The organism is Pseudomonas sp. P116 (genome assembly GCF_020149425.1).
In the GTDB taxonomy this organism is placed as follows: domain Bacteria; phylum Pseudomonadota; class Gammaproteobacteria; order Pseudomonadales; family Pseudomonadaceae; genus Aquipseudomonas; species Aquipseudomonas anatoliensis.
Map to the genome: position 1 here is coordinate 1174116 of NZ_JACVHB010000001.1, position 16353 is coordinate 1190468.

Here is a 16353-nt window from a genome sequence, read left to right on the forward strand (position 1 = left end):
CATGATTCATAACGACGTATTGCGCAGCGTGCGCTACATGCTCGACATCAGCGACAAGAAAGTCATTGAAATCACCAAGACCGGCGGCATGGAAATCGCCCTAGAAGACCTGGTGAAATACCTCGACAAGAAAGAAGAAGACGAAGAAGGCTTCGTGCGCTGCCCGGACGAAGTCATCGCGCACTTCCTCGACGGTCTGGTGATCTTCAAACGTGGCAAGGACGAAAGCCGTCCGCCACAGCCGATCGAAGTGCCGGTGACCAACAACATCATTCTGAAAAAGCTGCGCGTGGCCTTCGAACTGAAAGAAGACGACATGCACGCAATCCTCAAGGCTGCCGAGTTCCCGGTGTCCAAGCCTGAGCTGAGCGCACTGTTCCGCAAGGTTGGCCACACCAACTATCGCCCATGTGGCGATCAACTGCTGCGCAACTTCCTCAAGGGCCTGACTCTGCGCGTTCGCCCGCAGTAAGCCCCGCCAGCCTTGAGCCGCCCGGGCGGCGGCTTGAGGCTCGGCTGTATGAATCCCCATTCCTCGCAAAAATAGTGGCTCCGCTTTTCGTGGCTGACGACTAGGGTGTATTGATCCCTAGCATTCAGGATTCGCCATGCACCCATACTTTTCCCTGCAAGGCCGCACCGCTCTGGTGACCGGCGGCACTCGTGGTATCGGCAAAATGATCGCCAAGGCCTTTGTCGAGGCCGGCGCCCGGGTTTTCGTCTGCGCCCGGGATGCCGAGGCCTGTCATCAAACGGCCGAAGAACTCGGCGCGTTGGGCATATGCCACGGCGTGGCAGCGAATCTGGCGACTGAAGAAGGCGTTCAGGAGTTGGCCGCTCGATTGGCCGAGCAGATCACTCACCTGGATATTCTGGTGAACAACGCCGGCACCACCTGGGGCGCGCCGCTGGAGAGCTACCCGGTCAAGGGCTGGGAGAAAGTCATGCAGCTCAACGTGACGTCGGTGTTCAGTTGCATCCAGCAGTTTCTGCCGCTATTGCGCCAGGCCGGCTCAGCGGCGAATCCGGCGCGGATCATCAATATCGGATCGGTGGCGGGGATTTCTTCCTTCGGCGAGCAGGCCTATGCCTATGGGCCAAGCAAGGCTGCCTTGCATCAGTTGTCACGGATTCTGGCCCGCGAACTGGTGAGCCAGCACATCAACGTCAACGTGATCGCACCGGGCCGATTCCCGAGCAAGATGACCCAGCATATTGGCAATGATCAGCAAGCATTGGCCGAAGACACGGCGCTGATTCCGATGAAACGTTGGGGGCGCGAAGAAGAAATGGCAGCGCTGGCGATCAGTCTGGCGAGCACGGCCGGGGCGTACATGACCGGGAATATCATTCCGCTGGATGGTGGGTTCAGCCTCTGAAATCGGCGTAGCCGATTGGAAAAGATCGCAGCCTTCGGCAGCTCCTACACAGGATCGGCGAACATCCTGTAGGAGCTGCCGAAGGCTGCGATCTTTTGATCTTTAGGGCATCATTCCCACCCTACCCCGTCTCGACCTCAAACCATGACTTACAGCGTCTCCCCCATCGGCTTTGTCCGCTCCTGCTTCAAGGAGAAGTTCGCCATCCCGCGCCAACCGCAATTGGCGCCCGCCGCCCGTGGCGTGCTGGAACTGGTGCCGCCGTTCGATCAGGGTGACGCCGTGCAGGGTCTGGAACAGGTCAGTCACGTCTGGCTGCTGTTCCTGTTCCATCAGGCTCTGGAAGAAAAACCGCGCTTGAAAGTGCGCCCTCCCCGGCTCGGCGGCAACAAATCCATGGGCGTGTTCGCCACTCGCGCCACCCATCGTCCGAATGGCATTGGCCAATCCGTGGTGAAACTGGACAAGGTCGAAGCCAATCGCCTGTTCATCTCCGGTATCGATCTGCTCGACGGCACGCCGGTTCTCGACATCAAACCTTACGTGCCTTACGCCGACATCATCCCCGACGCCTCCAACAGCATCGCCAGCGCTGCGCCGCGACTGATTGACGTGCAGTGGACGGACACCGCGCTGCAACAAGCGCACACACACGCACAGCGCCTGGCCGAGCCGTTGGTTGAGTTGATCGAGCAGTGTCTGGCGCAGGATCCGCGCCCGGCGTATCAGACGCCAGCGCCGGAACGTGAATACGGCGCACAATTCTGGGATCTGGACGTGCGCTGGCATTACCCGGTGCCGGAGCAGATTCGCGTCCTCGAAGTCATCCCCGCCAACGCGTAAGCCCCGAAAACCAAAAAGCCCGCGCTGCCTTTTCGGGCAACGCGGGCTTTTGCTTTGTGTAGGAGCTGCCGAAGGCTGCGATCTTTTGATCTTGTTTTTAATGGATCAAGATCAACAGATCGCAGCCTTCGGCAGCTCCTACAAGGAAATGTTTCAGGCATGAAAAAGCCCCCATTACCTGTGCAGGCAATGGGGGCTTTTCAGTGGTGCTTACTTCTCGACGAACGCACGCTCGATCAGGTAATCACCCGGCTCGCGCATGCGCGGCGAGACTTTAAGGCCGAAGCTGTTCAACACTTCACTGGTCTCGTCGAGCATGCTCGGGCTACCGCACAGCATGGCGCGGTCGTCCTGCGGGTTGATCGGCGGCAGGCCGATGTCGCTGAACAGCTTGCCGCTGCGCATCAGGTCGGTCAGGCGGCCTTCGTTCTCGAACGGTTCGCGGGTCACGGTTGGGTAGTAGATCAGCTTGTCGCGCAGCGCTTCGCCGAAGAACTCGTTCTGCGGCAGGTGCTCGGTGATGAATTCGCGGTAGGCGACTTCATTCACATAGCGAACGCCGTGGCACAGGATCACTTTTTCGAAACGCTCGTAGGTTTCAGGGTCCTGGATCACGCTCATGAACGGCGCCAGACCGGTGCCGGTGCTGAGCAGGTAAAGGTGTTTGCCAGGTTTCAGGTCATCCAGTACCAGCGTGCCCGTAGGCTTTTTGCTGATGATGATCTCGTCGCCTTCCTTCAGGTGCTGCAACTGCGAAGTCAGCGGGCCATCAGGCACCTTGATGCTGAAGAACTCCAGATGCTCTTCCCAGTTCGGGCTGGCGATCGAGTAAGCGCGCATAAGCGGGCGGCCATTTGGTTGTTGCAGGCCGATCATCACGAACTGCCCGTTCTCGAAGCGCAGGCCCGGGTCGCGGGTGCACTTGAAGCTGAACAGGGTATCGTTCCAGTGATGAACACTGAGGACACGCTCGTGGTTCATGTTGCTCATGTACGTTTGACTCCTGGATATTGGGTCTGCGCGTCTCTTGAAGCCAATGATGGCAGGCCGACGGTGCGCAATTGCATCGCATTCTAATAGCGACGACAATATCTGTTAACTGGATTATTAAGATAAGGGTTATCGGTTATATCGATATGCGATTTACTCTCCGTCAACTGCAAGTCTTCGTCGCCGTCGCCCAGCAGGAAAGCGTGTCCCGTGCTGCGGGTCTGCTCAACCTTTCACAATCGGCCGCGAGCACCTCGATCACCGAATTGGAGCGCCAGTCCAGCTGCCAGCTGTTCGACCGCGCCGGCAAACGGCTGAGCCTCAACGCCCTCGGCAAACAGCTGTTGCCGCAAGCGGTGGCCCTGCTCGATCAGGCCAAAGAGATCGAAGACCTGCTCAACGGCAAGTCCGGTTTCGGCTCGCTGGCCGTCGGCGCGACGCTGACCATCGGCAATTACCTGGCGACCCTGCTGATCGGCAGCTTCATGCAGCGCCATCCGGAAAGCCAGGTGAAGCTGCACGTTCAGAACACCGCTAACATCGTGCAACAGGTCGCTCACTATGAAATTGATCTGGGTCTAATCGAAGGCGATTGCAGCCATCCGGACATCGAAGTGCAGAGCTGGGTCGAGGATGAACTGGTGGTGTTCTGCGCGCCGCAGCATCCACTGGCCAAACGCGGCAGCGCGAGCATGGAAGAGTTGACGCACGAGGCGTGGATTCTGCGCGAACAAGGCTCCGGCACGCGCCTGACGTTTGATCAGGCCATGCGTCACCATCGCAGCGCACTCAATATCCGGCTTGAGCTGGAGCACACCGAAGCGATCAAACGCGCAGTGGAATCGGGGCTGGGGATTGGCTGCATTTCGCGGCTGGCGCTGCGTGATGCATTCCGGCGCGGGAGCCTGGTGGCGGTGGAAACGCCAGATATGGATCTGGCGCGGCAGTTCTACTTCATCTGGCACAAACAGAAGTACCAGACCTCGGCCATGCGCGAGTTTCTCGAACTGTGCCGCGCTTTCACCGCCGGGGTTCAGCGCAGCGACGAGATCGTCTTGCCGACTATCGCTTAAAGCAGAATCACGGCCCACACCAGCGCAATCATGCTCAGCGCGACAAATTGCGCGGCGCTGCCCATGTCCTTGGCGTTCTTGGACAGTGGGTGCAGCTCCAGCGAGATGCGGTCGATGGCCGCTTCCACTGCCGAGTTCAGCAGTTCGACGATCAGCGCCAGCAGACACACGGCGATCAACAGCGCCTGTTCAACACGGCTGACATTCAGAAAGAACGTCAGTGGTACCAGCACCACATTAAGCAGCACCAGTTGGCGGAATGCCGCTTCGCCGGTAAAGGCTGCGCGCAGACCGTCCAGCGAGTAACCGGAGGCGTTGAGGATGCGTTTCAGGCCGGTCTGGCCCTTGAAAGGTGACATAAAGTAGAAACCAACCAAAAAGGAGTGGGAAAGCTAGATCAACCAAAGTCAAAAAAGCGTGAACGCGCCAGCCATTACTGGCTCGCAATTGACTCAAGTTGTTGCAGAAGCAATGCCGCCTGCGTTCGTGTACGCACATTCAGCTTGCGAAAGATCGCCGTGACATGAGCCTTGATGGTCGCTTCCGACACGCTCAACTCATAGGCAATCTGCTTGTTCAAAAGGCCTTCGCAGACCATGGTCAATACTCGGAACTGCTGGGGTGTCAGGCTGGCCAGGCCATCGCTGGCGGCTTTGGCTTCGGCAGAAACGCTGACCGCTTCAAAAGCTTGCGGTGGCCAGAACACATCGCCATCGAGCACTTTGCGCACGGCTTCCTGAATCACGCTGAGGTCGCTGGACTTGGGAATAAAGCCACTGGCGCCGAACTCGCGGGATTTGACCATCACCGAGGCTTCTTCCTGCGCCGAGACCATCACCACCGGAATTTGCGGGTATTGGCCGCGCAACATCACCAACCCGGAAAACCCGAAAGCGCCGGGCATGTTCAGATCCAGCAGGACCAGATCCCAGTCAGCCTTTTCTGTCAGTCGCGTTTCCAGCTCGGCGATGCTCGCCACTTCCACCAGCCGTACATCCGGGCCAAGGCCCAGCGTCACCGCTTGATGCAGGGCGCTACGAAACAGGGGGTGATCATCGGCAATCAGGATGTCGTATGTGGCCATTTTTCAAATGATCCTGTTTTTTGATGGCAGACCCGGTCTATTCGGCTCTGGCCAAAGCAACTCAAGATGCCGCTTGCAGCGGCATCCATAGGGGCACGTTCAACGCCAATAACCAGCAAACACGGCGTTTCAAACCTTGGCCGCACCCTAATCGGCGCCAAGCATGCCCAGCGAAGACAGGGTGGTCAAGCAACACGGCCGCAGCAATGTGCAGTATGGGCCACTATTGGGCCAAGTCCGCCTGCGGCTTTCGTATAAAGGCTTGCAACTCGGCGTGGGCCGGCGTTGCTTCATTCATATCCAATTGCTGTTTGGCACCCAGATAATGCTGGCTGAACACATCGAAATAAGCGTCCAGTGCCGATGCGGCGTCGCTGTCACCTGCCAGTTCCAGACACAGTGCTGCGACTTCGGCGGTGCACAGATGCTCGCTGCGGGTCGAGCGGCGCAAACGGTAGCGCGACAGTTTGTCGGGCAGCAGGCTGAGAATCGGCAAGCGCTCGAAGTACGGGCTCTTGCGGAAAATCTTGCGCGCCTCGGTCCAGGTCGCGTCCAGCAGAATAAACAGCGGGCGCTTGCTGCTATCGAGTTCGACGGTGTTGGTCACCCGCGACGGCTCGACATATTCCCCGGGAAACACCAGGTACGGCTGCCACTGTGGGTCATTGAGCAGCGCCAGCATCTGCGGGTCAGGCTCGGTACGTGACCAGATGAATGCGTGGTTATCCCGTACCACATCAGCAATCAGCCAACCGGTGTTGCTCGGTTTGAATACTTCCTTGCCGGTCATGATCAGGCACACACCCGAGCGGGAGTCGACGCTTGGCCGCCAGGCGCACAGGCAATGGCTGATGATCACCCGACAGTCGCGGCAGCGCTCGGAGCGAAAGCCTCGGGCCTGAATCGGCTTGATGCCCTCGTCCTCGCGCTGATCGCGCAGGCGGGCTACGGCGTTGGGGGCATGATTGATCACGGGCGGCGCCACACAGCAGGGAAACTCGACACGAACAACACTCGGCAGGGCAATAAAGACCGCAAGTTTACCAGAGCGACAGGGACAAACCTGTACCGTCCAGACTGGCTCCCCTATAATTCGCCGCCACTGAACGCACAGTCACGTGGCTGGTCGAAACACCAGTCACTGAACCAGGAGAGTTTCATGCTGCGCCTTATCGTTCCCACCGCTGCCATTCTGCTGGCGTCGTCCTTCACCGCTCAAGCTGCATCCTTGAGTGAGCAGAATCTGAACAGAGAGCTGCGCAACGTCGCCGCCCAAAGCAGCGTCGGCACGCCACGGGCAATCAACGAAGACATTCTTGATCAGGGCTACACCGTTGAAGGCACTCAGTTGATCAATCACCTGAGCGTACAAAAGAGCCACGCCGACAAAATGCGCGCAGACCCCAAAGCCGTGTATTTCCAGTTGGGTGCTTCGGTTTGCAACAACCCATCGTTCCGCAAGCTGATGGCCAAAGGCGCGATCATGCGTTACGAATTTACCGAAGTGAAAACCAACAAGGCTGTTGGCGCTGCCAGCTACCAGGATTCAGATTGCCCGAAAGCCGCTCCGGCGAAAAAGAAGTAATCATCGCGAATTGGCGCGCCGCTGTTCATCCTCGGCGCGCAATTCGGCCACCAGGGCCTGTAAATAACGCGAACGACGCTCCCCGCCTGCCAGCCTTCGGCAGCACTCCTCTTCGAGACTCACTTGGTTCGTCTCGGCTGCTGCTTTCAACATCCGATACAGCTGCGTATCGATTTCCAGAACCACTCTGGCCATGTATCCCGCCTCCTTGCTACCCACAAATCCTTGAATAGCGTGCTCCTTGCGTACGGTCAGTAATGCCAAGTTGTAGCAAGGTGCCTGTAGGTTAGTTAATCAGAGGGTTCGCCGTTCGGCGCACGTTCGGACGAGCGGTGAAGCCATCGACCGAACAATCAACAAGCGATTGCCATCCGCAACGCTGCAGCGCAATGATCAAATCAGCGAAATCACCCGCAAGGGTCTAGATTCAGAGTATTCACAATCAATTTTCAGCGGCAGGAAAAGGAACTGTCGATTGTGTGTTTTCGCAGCGCAGCCCTGACGCCGCGCGTCAGGGCGGCCCGCTCCGTGCAGAAGGAGACGTTGAATGCCTTACCAACCGAATGACCTCCTAAACCGTCATTTTCAGGAAAGCGGCCCCGACCTCATCAGCCAGGTCGAAGAACAACTCAGCCGTGTTTCTCCCAACAGCCCAAATATTCCCATCTACCGAGACATGATCCTGACGGTGCTGCGCATGGCCCAGGAAGACCACAACCGCTGGAACGCCAAGATCACGTTGCAAGCCCTGCGCGAGCTGGAGCAGGCGTTTCGGGTTCTGGAAAAATTCAAGGGCCGGCGCAAGGTCACCGTGTTCGGCTCGGCGCGCACGCCGGTTGAGCACCCGCTGTATGCACTGGCCCGGGAGCTCGGCGCGAAACTGGCGAGTTCGGACATGATGGTCATCACCGGTGCCGGTGGCGGCATCATGGCCGCCGCCCACGAAGGCGCAGGGCGTGATCACAGCCTCGGGTTCAACATTACCCTGCCCTTCGAACAGCATGCCAATCCGACCGTGGACGGTACCGGCAACCTGCTTCCGTTCCACTTCTTCTTCACCCGCAAGCTGTTCTTCGTCAAGGAGGCCGACGCATTGGTGCTGTGCCCGGGCGGCTTCGGCACGCTGGATGAAGCACTGGAAGTGCTGACCCTGATCCAGACCGGCAAAAGCCCACTGGTTCCGGTGGTATTGCTCGACTCACCGGGCGGTACGTTCTGGCAAGGCGCGATGGATTTCATCCGCCAGCAACTGGAGGAAAACCGCTACATCCTGCCAACCGACATGAAGCTGATGCGATTGGTCTACACCGTCGAGGAAGCGGTGGAACAGATCACCCAGTTTTACAGCAACTTCCACTCCAGTCGCTGGCTCAAGGGGCAATTCGTGATTCGCATGAATCACAAGCTCAGCGATCAGGCGTTGGAGCATATGCAGGAAGCCTTTGCCGATCTGTGTTTGAGCGGCCATTTCCATCAGCATGTTTACAGCGGCGAAGAACACGACGACGCCCAGTTCAGCCATCTGGCGCGATTGGCTTTTGCCTTCACCGCCCGCAATCAAGGGCGCTTGAGGGAACTGGTCGACTACATCAACTTGCCGGAAAACTGGGCCCACTCCCAACCGCAAGCCGCGCAACGCAGCAGAGAACCCTCGAAGGTAATTTGAAGGCAAAAAAAAACGGCCCGCTATTTTCATAGCGGGCCGTTTCGTTGCAACCGTTCTAATCGTCCATCCCTCTACCGCTGAACAAGCGGTTGATCATCTCCATCGAGAAGCCCCGATACGCCAGGAACCGGCCTTGTTTGGCCCGTTCCCTGGCATCAATCGGCAAATGCCCGGAGAATTTCCGTTGCCAGGTTTCCTGAAGTTGCTCCTGCCAACTGATACCGCTTTCGCGCAGGGCGAGTTCGATATCGGCACGTTGCAATCCACGCTGGCTCAGCTCCTCACGAATTCGCAGAGGGCCATAACCGGAACGGGCTCGGTAGGAAACAAAGCTTTCAAGATAACGGGCTTCGGAAAGCAGCCCTTCTTCCGTCAAACGGTCGAGGGCTGTTTCGATCATTTCCGCCTCAGCGCCGCGCTGACGCAGTTTACGCGTCAGCTCGACTCGACCGTGCTCGCGACGTGCGAGCAGGTCCATGGCGGTTCGCCGCACCGCGACGAGGGTATCGAGTACAAGTGTCATTCAAAGACTTCAAACGTCGACATCGGCCTCAGCCATATCGTCGACTTTGTCCTTGGCCAGCGAAGCCTTGACGTCTGCTGCCGGGGCCAGCAGCTTGTCACGCAGTTGCTTCTCGAGCTTCTTGGCGATTTCCGGATTGTCTGCCAGGAACTTGGCCGAGTTGGCCTTGCCCTGACCGATCTTGGTGCCTTCATAGGCATACCAGGCGCCGGACTTCTCGACGAAACCGTGCAGCACGCCCAGATCAATCATCTCACCGTTGAGGTAGATGCCTTTGCCGTAAAGAATCTGGAACTCGGCCTGACGGAACGGCGAAGCGACCTTGTTCTTCACAACCTTGACGCGGGTTTCGCTGCCGACCACTTCGTCGCCTTCTTTCACCGCGCCAGTACGGCGGATGTCGAGACGAACCGAGGCATAGAACTTCAGCGCGTTACCACCGGTGGTGGTTTCCGGGCTACCGAACATCACGCCGATCTTCATACGAATCTGGTTGATGAAGATAACCAGGCAGTTGGCGTTCTTGATGTTACCGGTGATTTTACGCAGCGCCTGGGACATCAGACGGGCTTGCAGGCCCACGTGCATGTCACCCATTTCGCCTTCGATTTCAGCCTTCGGCACCAGTGCAGCCACGGAGTCGACGATGATCACGTCAACGGCGTTGGAGCGCACCAGCATGTCGGTGATTTCCAGAGCCTGTTCACCGGTGTCCGGCTGGGAAACCAGCAGGTCATCGACGTTGACGCCCAGTTTGCCGGCGTACTCAGGGTCGAGGGCGTGTTCGGCGTCGACGAATGCGCAGGTCGCGCCAGCTTTTTGAGCCTGGGCGATCACGGACAGTGTCAGTGTGGTTTTACCGGAAGATTCTGGACCGTAGATTTCAACGATACGGCCTTTTGGCAGGCCGCCAATGCCGAGTGCAATGTCCAGACCCAGAGAGCCAGTGGAGATAGCCGGGATGGCCTGACGGTCCTGATCGCCCATACGCATTACGGCACCCTTGCCGAATTGACGTTCGATCTGACCCAGGGCCGCAGCCAAGGCTTTCTTCTTGTTGTCGTCCATTAAAGTCCTCACGTAATCAATAAGGCCTGACGGCCAACACCTGTATAAGTAGCCAGTATTATTCCACAGCGTTCGCGGATCGCCTACCCCTGATTTTCGATTTCTCGTGCCGCTAGTCGCATGAGCCCTTCTAGCGCGGCCTTCACCGTTTGTCGGCGGACATCATCGCGATTGCCCGCGAAGTGCTGCACTTCACTGGAAACCGCATCGCCAACGCCCCAAGCCAGCCACACGGTGCCCACCGGTTTGTTTGGCGTGCCACCGTCGGGCCCGGCCACACCGCTGACCGCTACGGCGAACCGCGCCAGGCTCTGTGCCTGCGCACCCCGCACCATCGCCTCGACCACCTCGCGACTGACTGCGCCCACCGAGTCGAACAACTCGGCCGGCACATTCAGTTGCTGGGTTTTCTGCCGGTTGGAGTACGTCACGTAACCGGCCTCGAACCACGCCGAGCTGCCCGGAATCCGCGTGATGGCTTCGGCAATCCCGCCGCCGGTGCAGGACTCGGCGGTGGTGACGTGGGCATTGAGCACTTGCAGACGTCGGCCAAGCTCGGCTGCCAGTTGAGTGATCTCTTTCACGGTGCTCTCCGGATCGTGTGGAATGCGTACCACCGTACACGAGCCGGTTGCGCTTTCAATACACAAGCTTATTCAAAATGTTCGGGCGCCAACGCTCTGACATAGGCCTGACAAGCCTGCAAGGCAATCAGTCCGCGATCGCCTTCGTCGGTGATGGCGACAATTCGTTGAGCATGCGCCGGGTCAAGTCGGGCGCGTACGGTTGCATGATCCACGCCGCCGGTGCCGGAGGCGGCTGGCACTGCACAGCCTGCGGCAACGTCGCCTGCGTCGAGGAGGACTGACAGGCGCACATCAGCAGTGGCAAGACGATCGCGCAGGCGATCCTGATCACGTTGGGCATCGCTCAGCGCTCGATAGTGGGTTCGTTCACTGGCCGCGAGCCGCTGCTCCAGTGCCAGGCGTTTATCCTGCTCGGCTTGTTGCGCGGTGGCTGCGGTCAGGGTCAGTTGATTGAGGACTTCTGCGTTTAACCGAGCCTGTTCGGCCAGTTGCCGTTCGTAGCGCCACTCCTGAAACTGCCAAGCCGCGGCAAACGCACCAGCGGCCAGCGACAAGATGCCGATCACTCGCCAGGGAATTGGCATAACACCGCCCTCGCCCGCGCCCAGATGTCGAGCCGATCCTGCAGGCCATTCAACCCGCCGTTGATACGCCGGGTGATGGTGTTGAACTGATCGCGATCGGCGAGCTCGTTCAAGCCATTCTTTTCCCAGAACCACGCGGCGGATTCAGCGGCCCATTGCGGCTGCTCCAACAGTTCCGGCAAGGACAGCAGACGCTCATCGCCGAACAGCCCGACGCTGCATTGACGATAGTTGCTACGGCCGGTGATCTGGATCAGCCCGCGACCGCGGTACTTCTGCCCGTCGCCATCGGCCTCGGGCGTGTTGCCCAGACGTAACGCCAGCGTGCCGGTGTCGTATTTGCTCAGATACTGGTTGTTGCCCAGTTCCCGCACGTATTGCAACTGCCCCGATTCATGACCGATTTGCGCGAGGAATGCAGCAATACGCTTGGGCGTTTCGATGCGACGGTTAGCCATGGCGCTATTGAGCGCAGAAACAAAAACGCCCGCTTGGCTGCGGGCGTTTGGCATGATGTTTAAAAGGTTTTTTTCAGTGATTTGCATAATGCGTAATCCTCCCTGGATGCCGGGATTGAATCATGGTTGGCGACTGATACCTGCCAGCCATTTTTTTGCCAGAGTTTTCACGGAGCTATCCGAGGCAGTCTTTTCGAGTGTTTCATTCAATGGCAAAACCAGGCCACCAGACAGCAACCACTCTTGATACTCAAGCCAGTCCCGGTTGGTCAGGTCCTGCGGGATAAATGCTGAATCCTCCATGCGCAGTACTCCGTAAGCGGTCAGTTGGTAGGTCATCGGGTTCACTCCTAGATTTCAGCGTCTGCTGTCCATTCAATCTGCAATCCGTTACCTGGCTGGCTGTTTACAGGCGTCACAGTGCCGATCGCAAAACTGCGCTGTGTCACACTTTGTACAGTTGTTCCCGTGCAGGCCACTCCCGCCGAGTAATTCCAAACCTGATTACTTTCATTTCCGGGGCAATACAGGACAACAGTAGGCTGCACTCTCTTCTGCACCTGCATGTCTACGACCATTCCGTATTGACCGTTATTTGCAGCCGCTGCCTGAGTAAACGTGACAATGCATGTACCAACGCCATTGTTTGCACGAATCGCTAAACGGTTGGCAAAAGACTTCTCGAAGTAACGCTGACAAAGCATCATCTCTTCAGCGGCTGGACGATATTCGAATGGCGTGGAGATCGGTCCCTCCTCCAACTGGACTCTTGCGAAGTCGACCGTCTGTAAAACATTGAGCGGAAGATCGAAAGCCAGCCGCAGGTAATCATTGGCACCGAGCATCTTTCCCGCAATAGCCGGGACCTGGAATGTTGCGCTGTACTTGGCCCAGGCAGTGCTTAATTGAAAAATATCGACGACTTTTACGACCGCCTCCGAACCACCGGTCCCAAAGTACTGACCTATCGCCACTTTTAACGGTCGAGCAGCATCAGATCGCGCCCAGAAGGTTAGGGTGGCCGTTTTCCCGGCCAGTGTCCGGACCGATTCAATGCTCTGGGAAACCTTGTGCTCGGTTGCACCGACGCCAGCGGTGGTTTGTTGCCAGCGTAAAAAATAACTCGGCTCACCGGACACTTCTGGCTGGCCCGGCGCGAAGTCCTGGCGAGAGATGGTCACGGCGGCATTGCCATTCCAATCGCAACGGAAACGATCGGCCACATAGCCGCCAATGTTTGGCCCTTGGTTGATTGCACCTCGCTGCCAGATATCGAACCCGCCATTGATCAACAGATTTCTGCGATACACCTGAACCGGAAACTGTTGCAGCGGGTCGGGCTTGGACAATTGCCGAATCGCCTGAGCCAACTGATCAGTCTGCTGCTCGTCTGGCTTCAAACCCGCCGCGGTAATCGCGCTGAGTATTTCCTGAGTAACACTGTTGCCCCAGATCGCCGGAATCAGCGATCCCGGTGTTCCGGCTATCGCATCTTCATCAACAAATTTGCCGTCGACCAAGCCGGAGCTGGGCACACTTCTTGGATAATCCACGTTAATTTTCCTTGTTAGTTCGGGCTGCGTCTCCGCTGCCAAAGGGCAGACTGCTCAGCCATTTGTACGCAGCAACACTTCCAGCCAGTCGGGTTCGACCGGCCGAGAGCGTGTATCCGGAAATTCAGGATCGTTTGGCCAATCGCGCAGTGCCTGCCGGTAAGCGAGAAGTTCTTTGAACTCCTCCGTGCGCAGTGTCGTACCCTCGCCGGCTTCCATTTCTTCAACGTCGCGAAGTACCAGCCATTGAGTCGACTCCAGCGCCTTGTTTCGCCAGGCGCGTTCTAAACCATCGTCGGTTTGTACGGCGAGTAAAACCCTTTCCGGGCGGCCGTCAATGTTCAGAGAAAGAACCGTGCCTTTAGGGGCGTTCGACACCAGCGCGCAGTACTCACCTTCACTTAGCTGAAACGCATCGGCCGGGATATTCGGCCCATGTAAATCCGAGTGGTAGAAGCCAGAAGTTGCGGGAGAAAAATAATACATAGTCAATACCCTATCCCGATGGTGCGCGCGGAAATGGAGACACCCGGATAATCAGGACAGCGTACGTTGATGCCCACGCGCGGATTCACCGTTGAAACACCGTTCCACGTCAAAAACGTTGCTGTTGATGTACCTTCATGTGTGGCAACTGCAAGAAACAACGCATTGGGAAATGCCAGCGGCCACATATTCAGATCGCCACAATTGTTGTTGCCCGACTGACTGGCACTGCCGTTAATCCACTGGATGATCAATCCACCCATCCAGGAAGGAAAAACGATGTAGCCTGAAATCCCCAGCCTCACCATGAAGCCAAGTCTGAGTTTTTTCGGCGTCACAATAGTCGTGTCACTTACGCCAGCATTAACCTCTGCCTGAGAGGCGACTTTTGCTGTGCCAACGATGGACTCTGTTGCCTGCTGGATCTTTTTCGCAATGGATTGGAATACGCGCAACGGGGTCATCAATTTGGTAGCACTGGCACCAGACTCCGCGTCCTCCTGTCCAGCCAGGCTGTCACTGTATTTTTTCGAGATTAGCGTATTGATTGCTGCTCTTAGCTGAGTGTTATCAGCTTCGTCCGCGACCGCCCCCGAGCTTTTGATGACTTCAAGAATTTCCTGCGTGACGCTGTTGCCCCAAGTTGCCGGAATTAATGACCCAGGTGTTCCAGTCACGGGGTTTTCATCGACAAAACCGCCGTTGACCAGGCCAACGCCGGGGATACTTTTTGGATAGTCCACTGTACATTTCCTTATGTACTAATCAGTTGACGACGGAGGCGCCGGGGATCACCGGCCAACTCACTTCTTGCGGAAAACCGGGCTGCTTTTCGATGCGATTGAGCTCGACGCTGTAGAGCTTCCACTCGAGCAGGAGCAGCTGTTCGTCATGACTGGCGTCGCCAATGTCTTCGGCGTATTGCAGAGGCGCGATGCGCAGGACTGCTTCGCGTAGCAGCGTGTCGCGCTTGACGAGAACGACACGTTTGAGATCGGCCAATTGCGCGGCTTGATCGATCTGCCACGCATTATCGACCCACGCATGAAATCCGCCCGGCCATGGCAGCTTGGTGAAGCCTTCGGGTATATCGCCCAACGCTGTCCAGACTTCTCGAATGCCCGTATTGGTGCGATAAACGTCACCGCGTAAATCGAGCTTTTGTTGCAGAGACCCGTTGTCATATGCCCACGCATATCCGCTCGGGGCCGGCGACAGTTCGATACTCAATGTCACAGCGTTACTCGGCAATTGCACACCGATACCCGGCACAAGGGGGAACTCGACAGGCCCGGTCAGTGCGCCGCTGTCGTCTATCAAATAATTGAACATATTTACCTCAAATCAGTTTGATACGAGCGGGGTAGGCAATATTTCGCGGGCGGGTTTCACCCGCGAAATTGCCGATATTGCCAATGTAGGTGTCCGAGTCGAATGCAGGGTTAGGATAGGTAGTTGCGACTGTCGTGGTAGTCGGTGAAAAGTTGACGTTGGTGCCAACGTCCCACACCGGATCCGGAATCGCCGGGGCAGGCTTGAAAGAAGCGCCTGTGCCAGTCGGTAGATAGTGGTTATGACTTTGCAAGGCATGTGTTTGCAGACTGCCGGCCAACCGCCCGGCATCAACGTTTCTGGTTTCACTCAGTACCCGCAAAAACTCGCCGCGAATTTCGGGAATTCGAAAGTTCGAGGAACCATCTCCACTGGTCCAACCTCCTTCCCTTCCCGTTCTCCCGGCCTCAGTGGTCAACGCACCGGATGACTGGGCAAAATCCCACAGCCAAGGCCACTCAGCACGTTTGAACAGATCGCCATTGGGAACGCCATAACCTCCGGGGTTAAGCACCGTGGTGGTTTCAAAAAACGGCCTCCCCAAGGCAGTGCTGTCAAAGCGACCGACCGGCCACCAGCCTCCCGCACCATCACTGCGTAAATGCCACCAGTCACCACCGCCCATCAGTGCGAAAAATGGATAGCCACTCGGTGAAAGATGTGTGTGAAAACGGACGCGGTCAGTGCCGGATGCCTGGATCACCAAGCGATTACCGCTGTTGTCCACACGACGAACAATCACATCGCGCACACCGAGTGAGACGTCAGCCGGCGGCAACAGCACGGTCAGCGGAGTCGGGCTCGCGTCGATCAGCACGAGACCGAGTTCTTGCTCGGTCAGCGTTTTGGAAACAGCAAGTCGAGTGATGACCGAACGCATCGGGCTGGCATTACCGACTATCAACTGAATCGCCTTGAACAACTGGCTGTTATCCGCTTCCGAAGCCACCAACCCACTGCCGCTGATCACACTCAGGATCTCCTGAGTCACGCTGTTGCCCCACACCGCCGGAATCAACGAACCCGGCGTTCCCGCCACCGGGTTTTCATCGACGAAGCGGCCATCGACAAGGCCGACGCTGGGGATGCTTTTTGGGTAATCCATAACTGTTCGTTCCTCTGAAATAACAAATGAGCCGCGT

22 protein-coding genes are annotated in these 16353 nt (G+C 57.5%); 6 read left to right on the top strand and 16 right to left on the bottom strand.

Annotated features, from left to right (window positions below; genetic code table 11):
- Window position 1: 1 nt before the first annotated feature.
- The 3 genes from ICA15_RS05770 to tsaA all read left to right on the top strand — a co-directional run bounded on the left by ICA15_RS05770 (window position 2) and on the right by tsaA (window position 2222).
- The gene (locus tag ICA15_RS05770; RefSeq protein ID WP_150594482.1) at window positions 2-472 is read left to right on the top strand and encodes a DUF1456 family protein; all 471 of its coding nucleotides are present in this window, start codon (window positions 2-4) and stop codon (window positions 470-472) included.
- Between the two features lie 136 nt (window positions 473-608).
- The gene (locus tag ICA15_RS05775; RefSeq protein WP_210553849.1) at window positions 609-1379 is read left to right on the top strand and encodes an SDR family oxidoreductase; all 771 of its coding nucleotides are present in this window, start codon (window positions 609-611) and stop codon (window positions 1377-1379) included.
- A 144-nt stretch (window positions 1380-1523) separates the two neighbouring features.
- Window positions 1524-2222, top strand: coding sequence for a tRNA (N6-threonylcarbamoyladenosine(37)-N6)-methyltransferase TrmO (gene tsaA / locus ICA15_RS05780; protein ID WP_210553850.1), 699 nt, complete (start codon window positions 1524-1526; stop codon window positions 2220-2222).
- A gap of 210 nt (window positions 2223-2432) precedes the next feature.
- Here tsaA and fpr read toward each other — a convergent pair whose 3' ends face one another.
- Entirely contained in the window at window positions 2433-3212 is a 780-nt protein-coding gene (gene fpr / locus ICA15_RS05785; RefSeq protein ID WP_003443014.1) for a ferredoxin-NADP reductase, read from the bottom strand.
- Between the two features lie 146 nt (window positions 3213-3358).
- Between fpr and ICA15_RS05790 the strand changes: the two genes are divergently transcribed.
- Window positions 3359-4285, top strand: a complete 927-nt coding sequence (locus tag ICA15_RS05790; protein WP_042557933.1) for a LysR family transcriptional regulator — start codon at window positions 3359-3361, stop codon at window positions 4283-4285.
- Here the strand turns inward: ICA15_RS05790 and ICA15_RS05795 are convergent.
- The 3 genes from ICA15_RS05795 to ICA15_RS05805 form a co-directional block, all read right to left on the bottom strand.
- The gene (locus ICA15_RS05795; RefSeq protein ID WP_042557932.1) at window positions 4282-4644 is read right to left on the bottom strand and encodes a diacylglycerol kinase; all 363 of its coding nucleotides are present in this window, start codon (window positions 4642-4644) and stop codon (window positions 4282-4284) included. The two genes, ICA15_RS05790 and ICA15_RS05795, sit on opposite strands and share 4 nt — an antisense overlap.
- A gap of 74 nt (window positions 4645-4718) precedes the next feature.
- Window positions 4719-5369 carry a response regulator transcription factor ErdR gene (erdR, locus tag ICA15_RS05800; RefSeq protein ID WP_150618065.1) on the bottom strand — a complete coding sequence of 217 codons (651 nt, stop codon included), beginning with the start codon at window positions 5367-5369 and terminating at the stop codon, window positions 4719-4721.
- Window positions 5370-5592: 223 nt separating this feature from the next.
- Window positions 5593-6339: a tRNA-uridine aminocarboxypropyltransferase gene (locus tag ICA15_RS05805; RefSeq protein ID WP_191627723.1), complete on the bottom strand. Its 747-nt coding sequence runs from the start codon at window positions 6337-6339 to the stop codon at window positions 5593-5595.
- Between the two features lie 189 nt (window positions 6340-6528).
- On the opposite strand from ICA15_RS05805, the gene ICA15_RS05810 reads away from it, so the two are divergent.
- Window positions 6529-6954 (top strand): PA3611 family quorum-sensing-regulated virulence factor, encoded by a 426-nt coding sequence (locus ICA15_RS05810; protein ID WP_042557929.1) that lies wholly within the window; start codon window positions 6529-6531, stop codon window positions 6952-6954.
- Here ICA15_RS05810 and ICA15_RS05815 read toward each other — a convergent pair whose 3' ends face one another.
- The gene (locus ICA15_RS05815) at window positions 6955-7149 is read right to left on the bottom strand and encodes a hypothetical protein (protein ID WP_150605446.1); all 195 of its coding nucleotides are present in this window, start codon (window positions 7147-7149) and stop codon (window positions 6955-6957) included.
- 352 nt (window positions 7150-7501) lie between these two features.
- Here ICA15_RS05815 and ICA15_RS05820 point away from each other — a divergent pair, with 352 nt between their 5' ends.
- Window positions 7502-8620, top strand: a complete 1119-nt coding sequence (locus ICA15_RS05820; protein WP_150605445.1) for a TIGR00730 family Rossman fold protein — start codon at window positions 7502-7504, stop codon at window positions 8618-8620.
- A gap of 55 nt (window positions 8621-8675) precedes the next feature.
- On the opposite strand, the gene recX is transcribed toward ICA15_RS05820, so the two are convergent.
- From recX to ICA15_RS05875, 11 genes are all read right to left on the bottom strand, one after another.
- Window positions 8676-9143: a recombination regulator RecX gene (recX, locus tag ICA15_RS05825; RefSeq protein WP_115146419.1), complete on the bottom strand. Its 468-nt coding sequence runs from the start codon at window positions 9141-9143 to the stop codon at window positions 8676-8678.
- 9 nt (window positions 9144-9152) lie between these two features.
- Window positions 9153-10211, bottom strand: a complete 1059-nt coding sequence (gene recA / locus ICA15_RS05830) for a recombinase RecA (protein WP_042557927.1) — start codon at window positions 10209-10211, stop codon at window positions 9153-9155.
- Between the two features lie 83 nt (window positions 10212-10294).
- Complete coding sequence (locus ICA15_RS05835; protein WP_210553851.1) at window positions 10295-10795, bottom strand: CinA family protein; 501 nt, start codon at window positions 10793-10795, stop codon at window positions 10295-10297.
- Between the two features lie 68 nt (window positions 10796-10863).
- Window positions 10864-11382, bottom strand: coding sequence for a lysis system i-spanin subunit Rz (locus tag ICA15_RS05840; protein ID WP_210553852.1), 519 nt, complete (start codon window positions 11380-11382; stop codon window positions 10864-10866).
- On the bottom strand, window positions 11361-11927 hold the full coding sequence (locus tag ICA15_RS05845) for a glycoside hydrolase family 19 protein (protein WP_210553853.1): 567 nt from the start codon (window positions 11925-11927) through the stop codon (window positions 11361-11363). The genes ICA15_RS05840 and ICA15_RS05845 overlap by 22 nt, the downstream gene beginning before the upstream one ends.
- A gap of 33 nt (window positions 11928-11960) precedes the next feature.
- Window positions 11961-12179, bottom strand: coding sequence for a hypothetical protein (locus tag ICA15_RS05850; protein WP_210553854.1), 219 nt, complete (start codon window positions 12177-12179; stop codon window positions 11961-11963).
- An 11-nt stretch (window positions 12180-12190) separates the two neighbouring features.
- Entirely contained in the window at window positions 12191-13393 is a 1203-nt protein-coding gene (locus ICA15_RS05855; protein WP_210553855.1) for a carbohydrate-binding protein CenC, read from the bottom strand.
- Window positions 13394-13447: 54 nt separating this feature from the next.
- Entirely contained in the window at window positions 13448-13879 is a 432-nt protein-coding gene (locus ICA15_RS05860) for a phage tail assembly chaperone (protein WP_150618072.1), read from the bottom strand.
- Window positions 13880-13881: 2 nt separating this feature from the next.
- Window positions 13882-14622 (bottom strand): hypothetical protein, encoded by a 741-nt coding sequence (locus ICA15_RS05865; RefSeq protein ID WP_210553856.1) that lies wholly within the window; start codon window positions 14620-14622, stop codon window positions 13882-13884.
- A 22-nt stretch (window positions 14623-14644) separates the two neighbouring features.
- Entirely contained in the window at window positions 14645-15211 is a 567-nt protein-coding gene (locus ICA15_RS05870; protein ID WP_210553857.1) for a tail fiber assembly protein, read from the bottom strand.
- A gap of 7 nt (window positions 15212-15218) precedes the next feature.
- Complete coding sequence (locus ICA15_RS05875; RefSeq protein WP_210553858.1) at window positions 15219-16316, bottom strand: phage tail protein; 1098 nt, start codon at window positions 16314-16316, stop codon at window positions 15219-15221.
- Window positions 16317-16353 lie beyond the last annotated feature (37 nt).